Origin of the sequence: Algoriphagus marinus (assembly GCF_001936475.1) — a bacterium.
In the GTDB taxonomy this organism is placed as follows: Bacteria; Bacteroidota; Bacteroidia; order Cytophagales; family Cyclobacteriaceae; genus Algoriphagus; species Algoriphagus marinus.
The window spans coordinates 483447-498554 of record NZ_MSPQ01000002.1; the positions used below are offsets into that span (position 1 = coordinate 483447).

Here is a 15108-nt window from a genome sequence, read left to right on the forward strand (position 1 = left end):
ACTTATCAAAAATGAAAACTATCAAAGGCCCAGCTATTTTCCTGGCACAGTTTGCGGATGATGCGGCACCTTTCAACAGCCTAAAAAATATTTGCACCTATATGGCCGATCTTGGCTATAAAGGCGTTCAGATCCCTTCTTGGGATCCAAGAATGATCGATCTCCAAAAAGCTGCAGAGAGTAAAACCTATGCTGACGAGATCGCCGGCATTGTTGCAGAATCAGGAATGCAGATCACCGAACTTTCTACTCACCTGCAGGGGCAATTAGTAGCAGTACATCCAGCATATAATGAGCTTTTCGATGGCTTTGCTCCAGCAAATCTTAAAGGAGACCTCAAAGGTAAATCCGAGTGGGCTACCCAACAGTTAAAATATGCAGCGAAAGCTTCCAGCAATTTAGGCTTAAATGCTCATGCTACTTTCTCAGGTGCATTAATGTGGCATACCGTCTATCCATGGCCGCAGCGACCTGCAGGATTGGTTGATACAGGTTTTACCGAATTGGCAAAGCGATGGCTCCCAATTTTGAATGAGTTCGATTCTTATGGTGTGGACGTATGCTATGAACTGCATCCAGGGGAAGATTTACATGACGGGATAACTTTTGAGATGTTCTTGGAAAAAGTAAATGGTCATAAGCGAGCAAACATCCTTTATGACCCAAGTCACTTTGTCCTACAGTGTTTGGATTATTTACAGTTCATTGATTTCTATCATGATCGAATTAAGATGTTCCACGTAAAAGATGCAGAATTCAACCCAACTGGGAAGCAAGGAGTCTATGGAGGTTACCAAGGTTGGGTAGAGCGAGCAGGAAGATTTAGATCATTGGGAGATGGACAAGTTGATTTTGGTGGTATTTTTAGCAAACTTTCCCAATACAATTATGATGGCTGGGCTGTGTTGGAGTGGGAATGTGCAATTAAGCATCCAGAACAAGGAGCTGCAGAAGGAGCTCCATTTATTGACGCGCATATTATAAGGGTAACCGAAAAGGCATTTGATGATTTTGCTGGAATGGGCGCTGATGAAGCATTTAATAAAAAAATATTAGGCATATAAAAATTAAACAAATACAGAACAAATGAAAATGAACAGATTATTAGGAATGGGAATGATGGCATTGGTCGGAATGACTTTTGCCTGCGGAGGAGGAGAAAAAACGGCTGAGACAACTGCAGAAGCAACACCAGCCGCGCCAGCAAAGGAAATGACCCTTGAAGAAAAATATCAGGATGATCCTATTTATATCAAAGGTATTGAGAAAATAAAAGCATCTGATTGCTTGTCTTGCCACATGGTAGAACGAAAGATAGTAGGTCCATCCTATGCTGAAGTTGCAGCGAAATATGAGAGTACGGAAGAGAATGTCAACATGCTCGCCCAAAAAGTAATCAACGGCGGCGTAGGCGTTTGGGGTGAAATTCCTATGCCTCCGCACCTTTCATTAAGTGAGGAAGACGCAAAAGACATGATTCGATATGTACTACTTCTTAAAAAATAAGTCATGAATAAAAAATATCTAGCTGCAGCAGCACTAGCATCTTTGCTGGTATCTTGCTCTGGAGAAAAAACAGTTGAATCAGAGGAAACCGTGACTGAGGTTGCTCCTGCTGAGGAATGGATTGATTTGTTCGACGGTCAATCTTTCACAGGCTGGCATAAATACGGAGGAGGGGAAGTCGGTAAAGCTTGGAAAATAGAAGATGGCGCAATATATCTTGATGCTGTTAATAAAGACGGTTGGCAAACCGGAGACGGCGGAGATATAGTGACAGATGAAGAATTTGAGAATTTCCATTTAAAGTATGAATGGAAAATCGCTCAAAACGGAAACAGTGGAGTAATATTCTTCATCAACGAATCACCAGAATACCAATATCCTTGGCAAACTGGTCCTGAAATGCAGGTCCTTGACAATGAAGGACACCCAGACGCCAAAATCATCAGCCATAGAGCAGGTGATTTATATGATCTAATTGTGAGCAGTGAGGAGACTGTAAAACCTTATGGAGAGTGGAATCAAGCTGAAATCATTGCTGATCATGGTAAACTTGAACTTGTATTGAATGGAACCACAATCGTAAGCACGACAATGTGGACTCCAGAATGGGAAGCGTTAATCGCAGGTAGCAAGTTTAAAGACATGCCCGGTTTTGGAAAATTCAAAAAGGGCAAAATTGCTCTTCAGGATCACGGTGATCTGGTATACTACCGAAACATCGTACTTAAAAAACTTTAAAACTAACAAACAGAAAGGCCTCGAAAATTTCGAGGCCTTTTTTTATAATCTAGTCACTTTGTCCTTTTTAATGTAAGCAGGCTTCTCTTTCCATTCTATTTCATACCAGTTATCCTTGCTGGACTTGATCCTTACTCGATGACCTGGCTCAACCAATTCTACGAACTCCCCGCCTGCTGTAGGCTTTGAAACAATAATAGTTGGACTGGAAGTTATCAGACCAGTTCTCGGGCTTTCCAGAAAATTATTTGCCAGGAAAATAGAAACTATAAGCAGCACAGTAGGCCAATAGGTCTCTTTCTTTTCAACTTTTCGCCCGGTCCACCAATTCGAAAAAACTGACATTAGGAGAAAAACCGTCAAAAGACCTACGATATATTCTTTGTATTCTGTTAAAAAAATCAGAAATCGCTGGACGTCTGACACTTCATAGCCTACCAAGGAATTTTGCCCGGTAAGGCTTTTGATTTTGGTAATTACCTGCGGATTTGGAGCAAGGTCATAATACTTACTCAGGTACAGTGTAGCCTGCTCATTATCCCCTATTCCCTCTTCAATAAAGGCCATTTTGAGTAACATTGAAGTAGAATACAAGCCCTCTTCATAGTTGGCTCTATAAATCTCCATTGCTTCTTTATAACTTCTTTGACTAAATAAGGAATCTGCTATTTTTAGATCATTTACATCTGCTTGACAATTAATGCCTTGCAGAAGAAAAGCAAAAAATATCAAAAGTTTTGTAAGAAAGATTGAATTCAGGTTTGGCATTTAGATTCTAGTCGCTTATTTTTGCAGTCCAATAACGACAATGATCTGGCAAAAAGCAAGCCTAGGGAGTCAAATTGAAAGGTTTTTAACCCTCCTTGAGAGGTTAAAGTTTCTGAAAATTTAAGTCAGAAATAAATATGATTCCTTAGCTCAGCTGGTAGAGCAATACACTTTTAATGTATGGGTCCTGGGTTCGAGCCCCAGAGGGATCACAAGTGAAACACCAAAGGTTAAAGGCGAGAAGCCTGTCCCGATGCAGTCGAAGCGAAGCGAGACCATATCGGGAAGCCCCAGAGGGATCACAGAAAATATTAACTTGCACGGAGTTAAAAAAAAGTTTCGGGGTGTAGCGTAGCCCGGTATCGCGCCACATTTGGGATGTGGAGGTCGTAGGTTCGAATCCTGCCACCCCGACTTTATATTAATGTTGATCGAAGTTTTGAAATAGCTCGATCTTCTTTTATCCAGGTCCTGTAGCTCAACCGGATAGAGCAACTGCCTTCTAAGCAGTAGGTTTCAGGTTCGAGTCCTGACAGGATCACTTAGATAAGATCTAATTGTAGGTTTCAGTCCACGATAACTATCGGGACGAGTCCTGACAGGATCACTTTATTACCGAAGCGGAATTACGTTCCGCTTTTTATTTTATTATCATTTACCGATTCCTTAGCTCAGCTGGTAGAGCAATACACTTTTAATGTATGGGTCCTGGGTTCGAGCCCCAGAGGGATCACAAGAAAGCAGTCCAAAATTGGACTGCTTTTCTTATTTTTAGGCATATCAAAACTCGGCAATAATCGTTTACGGATTTTCATTTGTTAATTCATGAATTAATGTGGATTGTTGATGCATGAAAAATCTGATTACCCTGCTCTCTATCATCCTCGTTATAGCTTCTTGCTCTCCCCCTATATCTGACAATCATTTTTACGATCCAGGGATTTCTTTGGAACTTGCAAAATTCAGAAAGCAACAAATTTCAGATATCCATTACATCCTGGACTTTTCTATCCCGAAGAAAAAAGAGGATAGAATAAATTCTCTTTTGAAACTAGAGTTAACTATTTCAAATATTGACCATCCACTCATTTTGGATTTCAATGAAAAATCAGAAAACATCAAATCAATTCTTGTAAATGGGGAATCCACACTAGTCAGACATGAAAAGGAACACATCATTATAGATAAAAATCATTTGAAATCAGGTTCTAATCAACTCGAAATAGAATTTATTGCAGGTGATCTATCTTTAAATAGAAATGATGACTTTCTATATACACTTTTGGTTCCTGACCGGGCAAGCACTTTATTTCCTTGTTTTGATCAACCTGATTTGAAAGCGAATTACACATTAAGCATCACTGCTCCGAAAGGTTGGGAAGTTTTGGCAGGAGGCCCTGAGTTAGTCACAATCGAGGAAGGGGATTTCACTAAACACGAGTTTAAGAAATCTGATCTCATGAGTTCCTACCTTTTTTCATTTGTGGCAGGAGATTTTAAAACAGCACGCTCCGAAGAAATCTTCCCTCAAAAAATGCTTTACAGGGAGACAAATCCAGAAAAGATTGAAGCAAGTATTCCCGAAGTATTTGTTCTACACCGTAAATCAGTAGACTTTTTAGAGAACTATACAGGGTATTCTTTTCCCTTTCAGAAATTAGATTTTGCGACAATTCCTATTTTCCAATATGGAGGAATGGAACATGTGGGAGCTATTCAGTATAGAGAGTCAGCTTTATTTTTGGATAGCAATGCTACAGATTCGGAGCTTCTAAGCCGCGCAAAATTGATTGGACATGAGACTGCACACATGTGGTTTGGAGACTTGGTTTCAATTGAATGGTTCAATGACGTCTGGATGAAAGAAGTCTTTGCAGGGTTTATGGCAGGAAAAATTGTAAACCCTAATTACCCTGAAATCAATCATGACCTAGCCTTTTTAACTTCCAACTATCCGTCAGCTTATGGGGAAGACAGAACAGCAGGAACAAACCCGATCAGGCAAAATCTACCCAATCTAAAAGATGCCGGATCACTTTATGGAAGTATTATTTATAACAAAGCCCCTATCATGATGAGACAGCTGGAGACAGCTATGGGAGAAAAGGCATTCCAAAAAGGGATTCAAACATATATAAGGAAGTATGCAAATGGAAACGCCAACTGGAATAACCTTGTGGAGATTTTGGACGAAGAAACATCCATTGATCTACAAAAGTGGAGCGATGTCTGGGTAAATCAATCAAGTCGTCCTTTATTTTCTGAGCATATTTCAATCGACAAGAATGGAAATATCGCTGAGTTTTCGATTTCACAAAAAGCAGAAGATGGGTCCAAGAAAATTTGGCCCCAATTATTCGACATTACTTTAGTCTATTCTGATCACCTTAAAAACATTCCAATCGCTATTGAAAACCAGAAACTGACTATTGATGAAGCTATCGGATTGGAAAAACCAGAAGCGATCTTATACAACAGCAATGGTCTAGGATATGGGGTTTTCCCGATTGATTTGACTTCTTTAGAGAACTACCCGAATCTCGAAAACGAAGTAATGAGAGCACATAGCTTTATAAATCTCTATGAAAACACACTTTTGGGTAATGTGCCGGCAGAAATCGCTTTAGAAATTATTAGAAAAGGGATCAATACCGAAAAAAATGAAATTCTGATTAGACTTCTAGCATCAGAGGCCAGCAGTCTATTTTGGACTTTTCTTCCCAAAGAAAATAGAGAAGCTATTCTATCAGATTTTGAAAATCAGATCTGGGATTTACTCCAGGCTGATTTACCAACAAATATTAAGAAAAGCTTATTTTCTCTTTATAGTAGAATTGCCTACTCAGAATCCGGTAAAACCAATCTCTACAGTGTTTGGAATAAAAATCTAGAAATCGAAAATTTGAAGTTAAACCCCGACAACTTTACCGCTTTGGCGATGAATTTGGCGCTTTATGGACATACCCAATCGGAAGAAATTCTAGATAAGGAAAGATCAAGAATTTCTAATCCAGATAAATTGGATCGATTCGACTTCTTGAGACCTGCCCTTTCACAAAATGTGGAAGATCGAGACCGATTATTTGAATCATTTAAAGAAGCTGCAAACCGCGAAAAAGAATCTTGGGTTTTGGATGCTTGTGAGTATATACATCATCCATTACATCAGGCAGAAAGCGTAAAACATGTGCCACTTTCATTGGCTCTTTTAGATGAGATCCAGAAGACAGGGGATATATTCTTCCCAAAAAGATGGATAACCTCGACTGTCGGCCAATACACTTCAAAAGAAGCAGCTGATGAGGTAACCAATTTTCTAAGAGATAATCCAAATTTTAATCCAATTCTAAAAAACAAAATTTTACAAGGCACGGATGATCTCATGCGAGTACAAAGAATTTCAGGAATTGAGAATTGATTAGAAGTTCAATGGATCCAAGTGTTTAAAATGTCCGTTTTGGCTAATCTTTTCTTTAGCCTGCTCTGCAGCCTTAACCGCTGGGATAATCCGTTTAAAATGATTTACCAAAAATCTTGTGCGCTCTGCTTCAGAGACCATTTTCAGCAATTCCAGTTCCTCTTCGAGACTAAGCCCTATTTTATGGGAAAAAGTATATGAATTTACAGATTTAGGGTCTACTTCAACGTCATACTTTAACAAGAAGAGCATCTCCTTCAAATAAAAAATATACTCTTGATTTAAAAAAGAATCTACCGTAGGGTCATTAGGCAGAAACTCAATCTCACCGCCAGCATACTCTTTTCCTGGGGATGGATTGTCAAATGATTTAATACGAAAAGGCTGGATTCCAACAGTTTTGACATCTAGCCTCCCGTCTTCATATCGCTTATAAACTTGATCAAGCCTTACCAAAGTCCCAAAACCGGAAATTTTATCCAAAAAAGTACAAACACCAAAGACGCCACCTTCGATCTCAATATCAGCAATAAGTTGTCTATACCTAGGCTCAAAAATATGAAGGTTTAACTCTTCATCAGGAAAGGCAACAAGCTTAAGAGGAAAAAAGGGGACGTACATTTTTGGTTTTTAGATTTATTAACTGATGCCGGCTAATTTTGGTTTTCAAAAAAAAAGCCGGTTAAAAAAACCGGCTTTAAAATTATTTGCTTGCGATGTAGGTCAATAAATCAACTACTTTATTGGAATAACCCCACTCGTTATCATACCAAGACACTACTTTCAAGAACTTATCAGAAAGCTGAATCCCAGCACCGGCATCAAAAATTGATGTTCTAGGATCGCCCAAGAAATCTGTGGAAACCACATCGTCTTCAGTATATCCCAAAACACCTTTCATTGTAGTCTCGGACACTTCTTTCATCTTCGCACAAACCTCAGCGTATGTTGCAGGGTTCTTTAACCTAACTGTCAAATCTACTACAGATACGTCAGGAGTAGGAACTCTGAATGCCATCCCGGTAAGCTTTCCATTCAACTCAGGAATTACTTTTCCTACAGCTTTTGCAGCTCCAGTAGACGATGGGATGATATTTTGTCCAGCACCTCTTCCACCTCTCCAGTCTTTCGCAGAAGGACCGTCAACGGTTTTTTGAGTAGCTGTTGTAGCGTGAACTGTAGTCATCAAACCCTCTTCGATTCCCCAGTTATCATTCAATACTTTGGCAATCGGCGCAAGGCAGTTAGTAGTACATGAAGCGTTTGATACAAATACCATATCCGGAGTATATGAACCCTCATTTACACCCATGACAAACATTGGAGTATCATCCTTGGAAGGTGCAGACATGATCACTTTTTTAGCACCGGCATCGATATGGCCCTGAGCAGTTTCTTTGGTCAAGAAAATCCCTGTAGATTCGATCACATAATCAGCTCCGATTTCACCCCATTTCAAGTTAGCTGGGCTTTTTTCTGCGGTAACTCGGATCGTATCTCCGTTTACAATAAGATTACCATCTTTTACCTCGACAGTGCCTTTGAATTGCCCGTGAGTCGAGTCATACTTCAACATGTAAGCCATGTAGTCTACATCGATCAAGTCATTGATTCCTACGACTTGAATATCACTTCTTTCTTGGGCCACTCTGAATGCCAGACGACCGATTCTTCCGAATCCGTTGATTCCAACTTTAATTTTGCTCATTTTATTATTGATTAACGTATAGGTTTGATTCTAAAAACTCTAACAGAATAGCCACTTTTGGCTAAAAATTCCTGATGAATGGCTAAGTTATTACAATTTTTTGGCTAGCCCAAACTATTCCAATGCTTAACTTAAACGACTCTATTCCAAAGGAAATTCAATCGATTTCGAAGAAAAATAATTGTAGGAGTTCTATAAAAACTCATACTAAAATTAGAATTCTTAATTTAATGATTTAAAAAACAGAGATTTTTAATGTTCGTGAAAGCAATTCAAGATATCGCTAAATTCACTCGGGCGATCCATTCTATTTCAAGAAATTTCGGATCGCCCCAGGTTCAAAAAGGATCAGCAACACTTTTCTTTGTCAATCGAGAAGGATATGCGCTGACCTGCAAGCATGTTGCCCAATGGATCAGTCAAGCAAAAGAACTGGGAGCAGGAAAGCGGCATGCCTTGGCAAAGAAACTTGGTCTTCATGCAGATCAAACCAGTGAGATGCGGATCACATTTGTCGATTGCGTTGACAAAATCAGCAATCTCAAATTTCACCTCCACCCAATTTATGATTTAGCCTTAATCAAGTTTGAAGGTTTCGATAAAATACTTTTTCCAAATACCCCGATTTTTCAAAAAGATGAAAGTGCTATTCAGCCTGGGGCAATGCTGTGCCGTCTTGGGTTTCCATTTCCGGAATTCAGCAATTTTGGATTGGATCAAAACTCACAAACGCTTGTTTGGACCAAAGAGGGAAATGCCCGGTCGCCAAGATTTCCCATTGAAGGAATGCTCACTCGTTTTTTAGGGGACAATTCGGGAAAAGTATATGGGATGGAACTCAGTACACCTGGGCTCCGAGGGCAAAGTGGTGGCCCTTTGTTTGATTCGGAAGGTAAAATCTTTGGAATGCAAAGCAGGACAAAGCATTTACATCTAGGGTTTGATATTGAAGAAAAAGCAATTATCGCTCATGGTAAAGCAAAAAAAGTAAATGATTACGCGTTTATCCATTTAGGCGAATGCATACACGTCTCCGTGATTAAGGAGTTTTTGAGACAGCACAATGTTGCTTTTGAGGAGGGATAAAAGCGGATCTCTTATCACCCCATAAAAGACCCGCCAAAAAAGTACTTAACACCTGAAGAGGTTATCTGAAACAATAGCCTATAATAACCATAGATAATGAAACATGGGATATTGATAGATAAGTGCTATCAAATCCTAAATAGCTGATTACTTTCTCTTTAACAGCTCTTTTTTCTTTTCGATGGCTTGCTTAGCAAGCTGGATAGCTTTTTCCACCAAATCGATTTTGATAGATTCATTTCGAGTCTGACGCTCTTCCTGAATCCAGACTTCCGGATTTTTCTTTCCCTTGGACTGATTGATACTTCGAAGTGTCACGGCAATGTTCTCAGGGATATTGACAATCTCAGCAATTTCTTGATCATTGAACTGATCTTTGAATTTGGAGTGAATCAGTTCTGAAGGAAAGATATGATCATAGTCATACGGATCACCTCCCCATAACTGCTCGCCTGTATAAGTGTCGAGATAGAAAGCTCTTCCGCTTCCTTTTCGTAGGGCTTCAGCATGAAGTTCTGCCTTTACTTTTTCAAAAGCCTTATTGATTTCTCCTCGATGATAGGGTCTGGACATCATTTATAAAGCTGGTGAATGCTTTCCTTTGTTTGAGCCTGATGGATGACGGAAGCAAGGCATTGAGGTGAGACTTGCCAAACTATTATTGCTGGTCCCGCAATACTTGCAAGAATAACTTGACTTCTCTGAACCTTCGTACAGTTTGTGCTTCCCTTTGTTCGATCCCAAAGGATGTCTAAAACAGGGAGAAGCAGTCAAATTTGCGACGGAAGTAAATTTGGTTCCGCAGTATTCGCAGAGTGAGGTGGGCATAATGGTCTAAACTTCAGAATTTGTGAGGTCATCCAATACGCTCTTTGCTTTAGCTTCACATTCATCTATCATATTATTCCCAAAGTAAACGGTCAATGTAAATGCAGCGGCAACTGCAGTAATTTGACCGACTATTGGAATGTATTTACCGATTTGTTTAATAGTTATCTGAGGTGCATACTTCTTTAGTGCAATTAGTACCAATTCTTTACTGAGGAATCTCTGGGCAAAGATTTTCATACCAGACAAAACACTTGCTTTTACCCCGTGATTCTCCAAAAATAAAATAGACTCACCATCAAAACCATAAATCTTCATAATCTCCTTATTTATTTTCATAAGAATTGCTATATCAGCCGCAATGTCAACCCCAGGAATTGGGTTTAACCCATTAAGACCAGCTCCAGCAGAAATCCACATTACAAGTTTTTTTGCTATTGCCCTTTTTTTCATTAAAATTTCCTCATTTGCAATAAATGCCTCTGCTATGAATTTATCCCTTTTTAATGCTGTTAGATTTAGAGAAATTTCATTGATTAATTTACCCAAGTCAAAGTTTAGTGGTTGTCTTGAGGATATTAAATAAATACCAAAATGTTTTAGGTTAGTTAAGTATTGTTCCAAGTCATATAGACATTCACTCAATGTCTCTTGTTCGGATTTTTTAGGGGTATTATGCTTTCCATCATCTACTGACTGGTCAATCTTAGTCCTAACTATGAAAATGGGCTTGTTTAACTTTTTAACCTCTTTAATTAAAAACAAATCATTTTCATAAAACCTATTTGCAGTAACAAGGATTAAAAAATCAAAAGAAGCCAATTCCATTTTCTCAACATATTCCTCTTTAGGAAATTTTGTGGTTCCGCATCCTGGCAAATCATAAAAAGACACACCGTTTTTGGAAAAAGGACCACTTTTTTCAATAGTAGTTTCAATGGTTCCAGTATCGCATATATTTTCTCCTATGATAGCATTAATCAAACTAGATTTCCCTGTTCCACTTTGTCCAATCAAAGCTCCACTTACTTTAGTGTTTTTATAATTTTGACCTTTTTCAACTAACCCTCTCAGATATTCCCCTAATTCATTAGATTCTTCCATAGCTCATTTAAAGTTTATTAAGCTTAAGGTTTCTATTTTTTGAAAAAGCAAATTCTACAATTCACAACCGCCCCAAAATCCTACATAACTGTTACTTTCTAGCCACAAAAAATCTTTACCCTTACTTCGTAACCTTGATTGTTGGCATCTACCTGGATGCTTTCGGAGGTGTAGCCCGGAAGTAAACTCAGTTTTTCCCGGATCATTTTGATCCCTTTGGATTCATGAGTTTTGTTCACTTGCTGCATTCCGGTACCGTTATCTTTGACGATACATAGCAATTGATTTTCGGTTAGCAGTTCATAACATATCATGAGCTCTGGGCTTGGGTGATCTACTGCAAAGGCGTGGTTGAATACATTCTCCACCAAGGGCTGAATGATCATCGGTGGAATAAGCAAGTCCTGTTTCTGATTCAAAGCGCTACCCTTGATTTCCCACTTCACGCGATTATCCATTCGGATATTTTCTACGGCTATGTAGCTTTTCAGGTACGCGATTTCCTCCTCTAAGGTGACTTGGGCTTTGCTACTTTGGTCTAAGGTGCTTCGAATAAGCTTGCTGAATTTGCCCAAGAATTCCAGTGCCTGGGGCGTATCTTTTTTTAAGATATAATATTGAATGCTATTGATCGCATTGAAGATGAAATGAGGGTTCATCTGGGATTGCAAGGCTTCCAACTTAATTTCTGCAAGCCGTTGTTTCAGCATAGATTCACTTTTTACCTGACTCATTCTGACTTTGTAGACCAGCAAAAACAGAACTCCCAGAAGAATCCCAGTCAAAAACATAAACCAACCTTGCAAGTAGTAGGGCTTTGAAATAGAAAATGGCAGTAAAGCAGAGTTGGATAGCTTCCCGGAAAAAAGGTCTTGGGTTTCCACCTCTAGCGTATAATTCCCAGGAGGCAAATACGTCAGCTCTATCAACGTTTCATCGCTATACTCAGTCCATTCCGCCTCTGGTTTAAGCCGGTAGCGGTAGAGAAGTTTTCCTTCGCTGAAATTATCTTTTGGCTGAAATCGAATGGATAAGGAGTTTTCTTGTGAACTTAAATCCAAGCCTTCACCTTGATAGACAAACCATCGAAAGTCAGCCGTATTGGTTTTCTTCCCATTTACCTTGAGTTCAGTGATGGAGAGTTGGACAGGTGGATATTCTTTAGCAATCAAATCAGGAAGGTCCAGTACATAAAATCCTTTGTCCAGTCCGATATATAACTTTTCTCCAATCCGCTTTGCTGTTCTATAAATTCGATTGAATCCCCCTCCCTTTTCTGGCCAAAACCGAATTTCATCCCCTTGTAAAATATGTAAGCCTAATTCAGTGCCGACAAAAATCACATCCTGAAAGGACTCAATAAACAGGATCGAAGTACCATGAAGCCCTTCTTTAGGCCATTTTCTTAGGATTTCAAACGTAGGTTCTACGCGAATTTGATACAAATCCCCAAATTCTGTCCCTGCTAATAACTGCCCATTCCCTAAGTTATGGAGGGTTTTAAACTTTGGTTCTTCCCAAGTCCCTTCCTTTTTATAGGAAAGGAAAGCATCGCCGGCATAATGATAAAGTCCATGAAATACTGATGCCAGATACGTTCGGTTTTCTGTCTCTATGACTTTTGCAATCTGTAACGGAGTGCTTGGAAGCTCTGGCTCATAATAAGTGTATTCAAAATTTGAAGGATCTGAATATATCCTTACGCCAGCATAAGGGTTGGTCTCTAAAAGTTTCCCATCTGGTGTAAAACCAATACTGTAGGCGTGAACCGGAAGATAGGTCATGATCTTTCCCTGAAGACTCAATTCAAATATTCCAATATTGGAATTAGTCCACCATGAATTCCCTTTTTGGTGCAATTCATAAAATTCAATTTCCTCAGCAGGAATTGAAGGATCCAATTCAAAAAAACCATCTAGGTGTTTAGGGATTTTTTTGGGGAAAATGCTATAATACTCTGCTTGCTTTTGTTTAAAGCTCGCAGCGGTAACGATAGTCCTATTTCCTAATGATTCTCGAATATCTAGCCCCTTATTACTTATAAAAGCCATGTGCTGTTGATTGCCAGCAATACCTTTGACTTCGGCGCCATCTAATGCTTCATAGACAATTGCATTATCCAACCGAATCTGATACAGCCCCTTATCTTGAGATCCCAAGAAGAGTAATTTTCTTTTTTTATCGACTGCTCCTGCCAGAATGAATTTTGATTCAACTCCAAACCATTGATTTAGATTTTCCAAGTGTCCGTCTTGAAGTAAAAACACTCCGCCGTCTTTTGAAAATGTACTTGCGGCAAGTAAATAGCTTTCATTTTTTAGTCCTTCCAATTTTTGCCAGACTATGGACTGACCCAGGCTATCTTTAGGAGATTTTCCTACAAGGAAATCAGAAAGGTCAATCTTTTTAATAGACCCTTTATCCGCTAAAAAAAGATCATTTTGTTTTTGAAAAACTGAATAGATGGGAAGCCAATCATTGATTTTGGAAATCGTTGGTGTACTTCCGTTCAAATCCAATTCATAGCTTCCGCTTCTGTAGGTTGTAAAAAACAAGCGGTTTTCATTTTCAAAAAATCCTGTGGTGTAATTCAGGTCATTTTCCCTTATACTGGAGGAAATAGGCGTGATTTTAAATGTGGCTACATCGGCAATGCTCACTCCATCTTCTGTGCCGATAAGCATTTTGTCCCCGAAGGAATAAAACCGTCTGATTCTGTTGTCTGTAAGACCATCTTCTTGGGTGAACACATGAAATATTTTCCCGTCAAAAACAGAAATACCACCCCCATAACTCCCAAACCAAAGATTCCCTTCTTGATCTTCTTCAATGGCCCAACAACTATTAAAGCCAAGTCCATCTTCTCCGTAAAAGTTTTGAAAACTTCCATTTTCAAATTTAGAAACTCCGTTTTCTGTACCTATCCATAAAATTCCCCTGGAGTCTACCAACAGTGCTCTGATCACATTGTTGGGTAATCCGTCAGCAGTGGTAAAGTTATAAGAAGGTACCTGCTGGGAAAAAACTTGGACACACAGGCATTCAAGCAGAAAAAAACAAAGTGTAAGCTTTTTAATAAAACCCATCTTTCAGATTAGCACTCTTTCTGACTGAAACGGAAATTTTATCTCCATTTTTGAGAAACATAAACCCTTCTTTTTTATCATAGTAATCAAATTTGGTACAATTAGCCAAAATCGAATCATGGATTCTTACGAATCGATCGCTGGATTTTAATCTGTCCTCATAAATCCCCAGAGATTTGGAAACCATCTTTTTTACTCCGCCTTCTAAGTAAAAATTGGTGTAGTTTCCATTTGCTTCAAGATATAGAATGTCATTCAAATCAACATATTCATCGATTTCATGAGATTTGAGTACGATCACTTGATTTTTTTTGAGTTGCTTTTCCAATAACCGTAAAGGGTCTTTCTGGCTTTTTATTTTATTGATATATCGGGAAATGGATTTATTCAATTCGACAACATCAATGGGTTTGAGTAAGTAGTCAAAAGCTTCAATTTTGATTGCGTCTATCCCATGTTCTTTATGAGCAGTGGTGAAAATCACTTCAAAATCCCGAAACGGGAAACTTTCAAGAAGAGAAAAACCGTTTTTTTGTGGCATCTGAATATCCAGAAACACCAACTCTGGCTCATGTTTTTGAATAGCTGGCAAAGCTTGATCCACCGAACTACACTTAGCCAGGATTTCAAATTTGCCAGGAAAATTCATCTCCAGAAGAATTTCCAAAGATTCCAATGCGTGTTTTTCATCATCAACAAGAATCGCCTTTATCATGGTTTTAGACATTGTCCCTAAAAGTTAAATTGAAAAATATCACTTAAAAAATTATTGTCAATGTATTAGTGTCGAGAATTTGAGTTTAAGTGAAAAAGTATTTTTCAATAGAGCACTTCCAAACTCTGCAAATAATAGATTCGATTAAACC

Annotated in this window: 12 protein-coding genes and 4 tRNA genes; 9 read left to right on the top strand and 7 right to left on the bottom strand. The window is 38.8% G+C overall.

Annotated elements, in window-relative coordinates:
• Positions 1-11 precede the first annotated feature (11 nt).
• Genes BVC88_RS06520 through BVC88_RS06530 form a run of 3 tightly spaced genes read left to right on the top strand, consistent with a single transcriptional unit; the run spans position 12 to position 2244 of the window.
• Positions 12-1064 carry a sugar phosphate isomerase/epimerase family protein gene (locus BVC88_RS06520; RefSeq protein WP_075349831.1) on the top strand — a complete coding sequence of 351 codons (1053 nt, stop codon included), beginning with the start codon at positions 12-14 and terminating at the stop codon, positions 1062-1064.
• A gap of 28 nt (positions 1065-1092) precedes the next feature.
• Complete coding sequence (locus BVC88_RS06525) at positions 1093-1506, top strand: c-type cytochrome (protein WP_317044966.1); 414 nt, start codon at positions 1093-1095, stop codon at positions 1504-1506.
• A 3-nt stretch (positions 1507-1509) separates the two neighbouring features.
• Complete coding sequence (locus tag BVC88_RS06530) at positions 1510-2244, top strand: 3-keto-disaccharide hydrolase (RefSeq protein ID WP_075349833.1); 735 nt, start codon at positions 1510-1512, stop codon at positions 2242-2244.
• 42 nt (positions 2245-2286) lie between these two features.
• On the opposite strand, the gene BVC88_RS06535 is transcribed toward BVC88_RS06530, so the two are convergent.
• Positions 2287-2976 carry a tetratricopeptide repeat protein gene (locus BVC88_RS06535; protein ID WP_245803605.1) on the bottom strand — a complete coding sequence of 230 codons (690 nt, stop codon included), beginning with the start codon at positions 2974-2976 and terminating at the stop codon, positions 2287-2289.
• 175 nt (positions 2977-3151) lie between these two features.
• Here BVC88_RS06535 and BVC88_RS06540 point away from each other — a divergent pair.
• The 5 genes from BVC88_RS06540 to BVC88_RS06560 all read left to right on the top strand — a co-directional run bounded on the left by BVC88_RS06540 (position 3152) and on the right by BVC88_RS06560 (position 6430).
• Positions 3152-3224: transfer RNA gene (locus BVC88_RS06540), tRNA-Lys, on the top strand.
• Positions 3225-3352: 128 nt separating this feature from the next.
• A tRNA-Pro gene (locus BVC88_RS06545) sits at positions 3353-3426 on the top strand.
• A 53-nt stretch (positions 3427-3479) separates the two neighbouring features.
• Positions 3480-3553: transfer RNA gene (locus BVC88_RS06550), tRNA-Arg, on the top strand.
• A gap of 119 nt (positions 3554-3672) precedes the next feature.
• Positions 3673-3745, top strand: a tRNA-Lys gene (locus BVC88_RS06555).
• Positions 3746-3862: 117 nt separating this feature from the next.
• Positions 3863-6430 carry a M1 family metallopeptidase gene (locus BVC88_RS06560; protein ID WP_075349835.1) on the top strand — a complete coding sequence of 856 codons (2568 nt, stop codon included), beginning with the start codon at positions 3863-3865 and terminating at the stop codon, positions 6428-6430.
• Here BVC88_RS06560 and BVC88_RS06565 read toward each other — a convergent pair whose 3' ends face one another.
• Both BVC88_RS06565 and gap read right to left on the bottom strand, forming a co-directional pair.
• Positions 6431-7051, bottom strand: a complete 621-nt coding sequence (locus BVC88_RS06565; protein WP_075349836.1) for an LON peptidase substrate-binding domain-containing protein — start codon at positions 7049-7051, stop codon at positions 6431-6433.
• An 82-nt stretch (positions 7052-7133) separates the two neighbouring features.
• Entirely contained in the window at positions 7134-8138 is a 1005-nt protein-coding gene (gap, locus tag BVC88_RS06570; protein WP_075349837.1) for a type I glyceraldehyde-3-phosphate dehydrogenase, read from the bottom strand.
• A 255-nt stretch (positions 8139-8393) separates the two neighbouring features.
• Between gap and BVC88_RS06575 the strand changes: the two genes are divergently transcribed.
• Complete coding sequence (locus tag BVC88_RS06575) at positions 8394-9224, top strand: S1 family peptidase (protein ID WP_075349838.1); 831 nt, start codon at positions 8394-8396, stop codon at positions 9222-9224.
• A 147-nt stretch (positions 9225-9371) separates the two neighbouring features.
• Here the strand turns inward: BVC88_RS06575 and BVC88_RS06580 are convergent, their stop codons facing one another.
• The 4 genes from BVC88_RS06580 to BVC88_RS06600 all read right to left on the bottom strand — a co-directional run bounded on the left by BVC88_RS06580 (position 9372) and on the right by BVC88_RS06600 (position 14957).
• Entirely contained in the window at positions 9372-9800 is a 429-nt protein-coding gene (locus BVC88_RS06580; RefSeq protein WP_075349839.1) for a hypothetical protein, read from the bottom strand.
• Between the two features lie 258 nt (positions 9801-10058).
• Positions 10059-11156: a GTPase gene (locus BVC88_RS06590; protein WP_075349841.1), complete on the bottom strand. Its 1098-nt coding sequence runs from the start codon at positions 11154-11156 to the stop codon at positions 10059-10061.
• A gap of 98 nt (positions 11157-11254) precedes the next feature.
• Complete coding sequence (locus BVC88_RS06595) at positions 11255-14242, bottom strand: histidine kinase (RefSeq protein WP_075349842.1); 2988 nt, start codon at positions 14240-14242, stop codon at positions 11255-11257.
• Positions 14229-14957: a LytR/AlgR family response regulator transcription factor gene (locus tag BVC88_RS06600; protein ID WP_075349915.1), complete on the bottom strand. Its 729-nt coding sequence runs from the start codon at positions 14955-14957 to the stop codon at positions 14229-14231. The genes BVC88_RS06595 and BVC88_RS06600 overlap by 14 nt, the downstream gene beginning before the upstream one ends.
• Positions 14958-15108 lie beyond the last annotated feature (151 nt).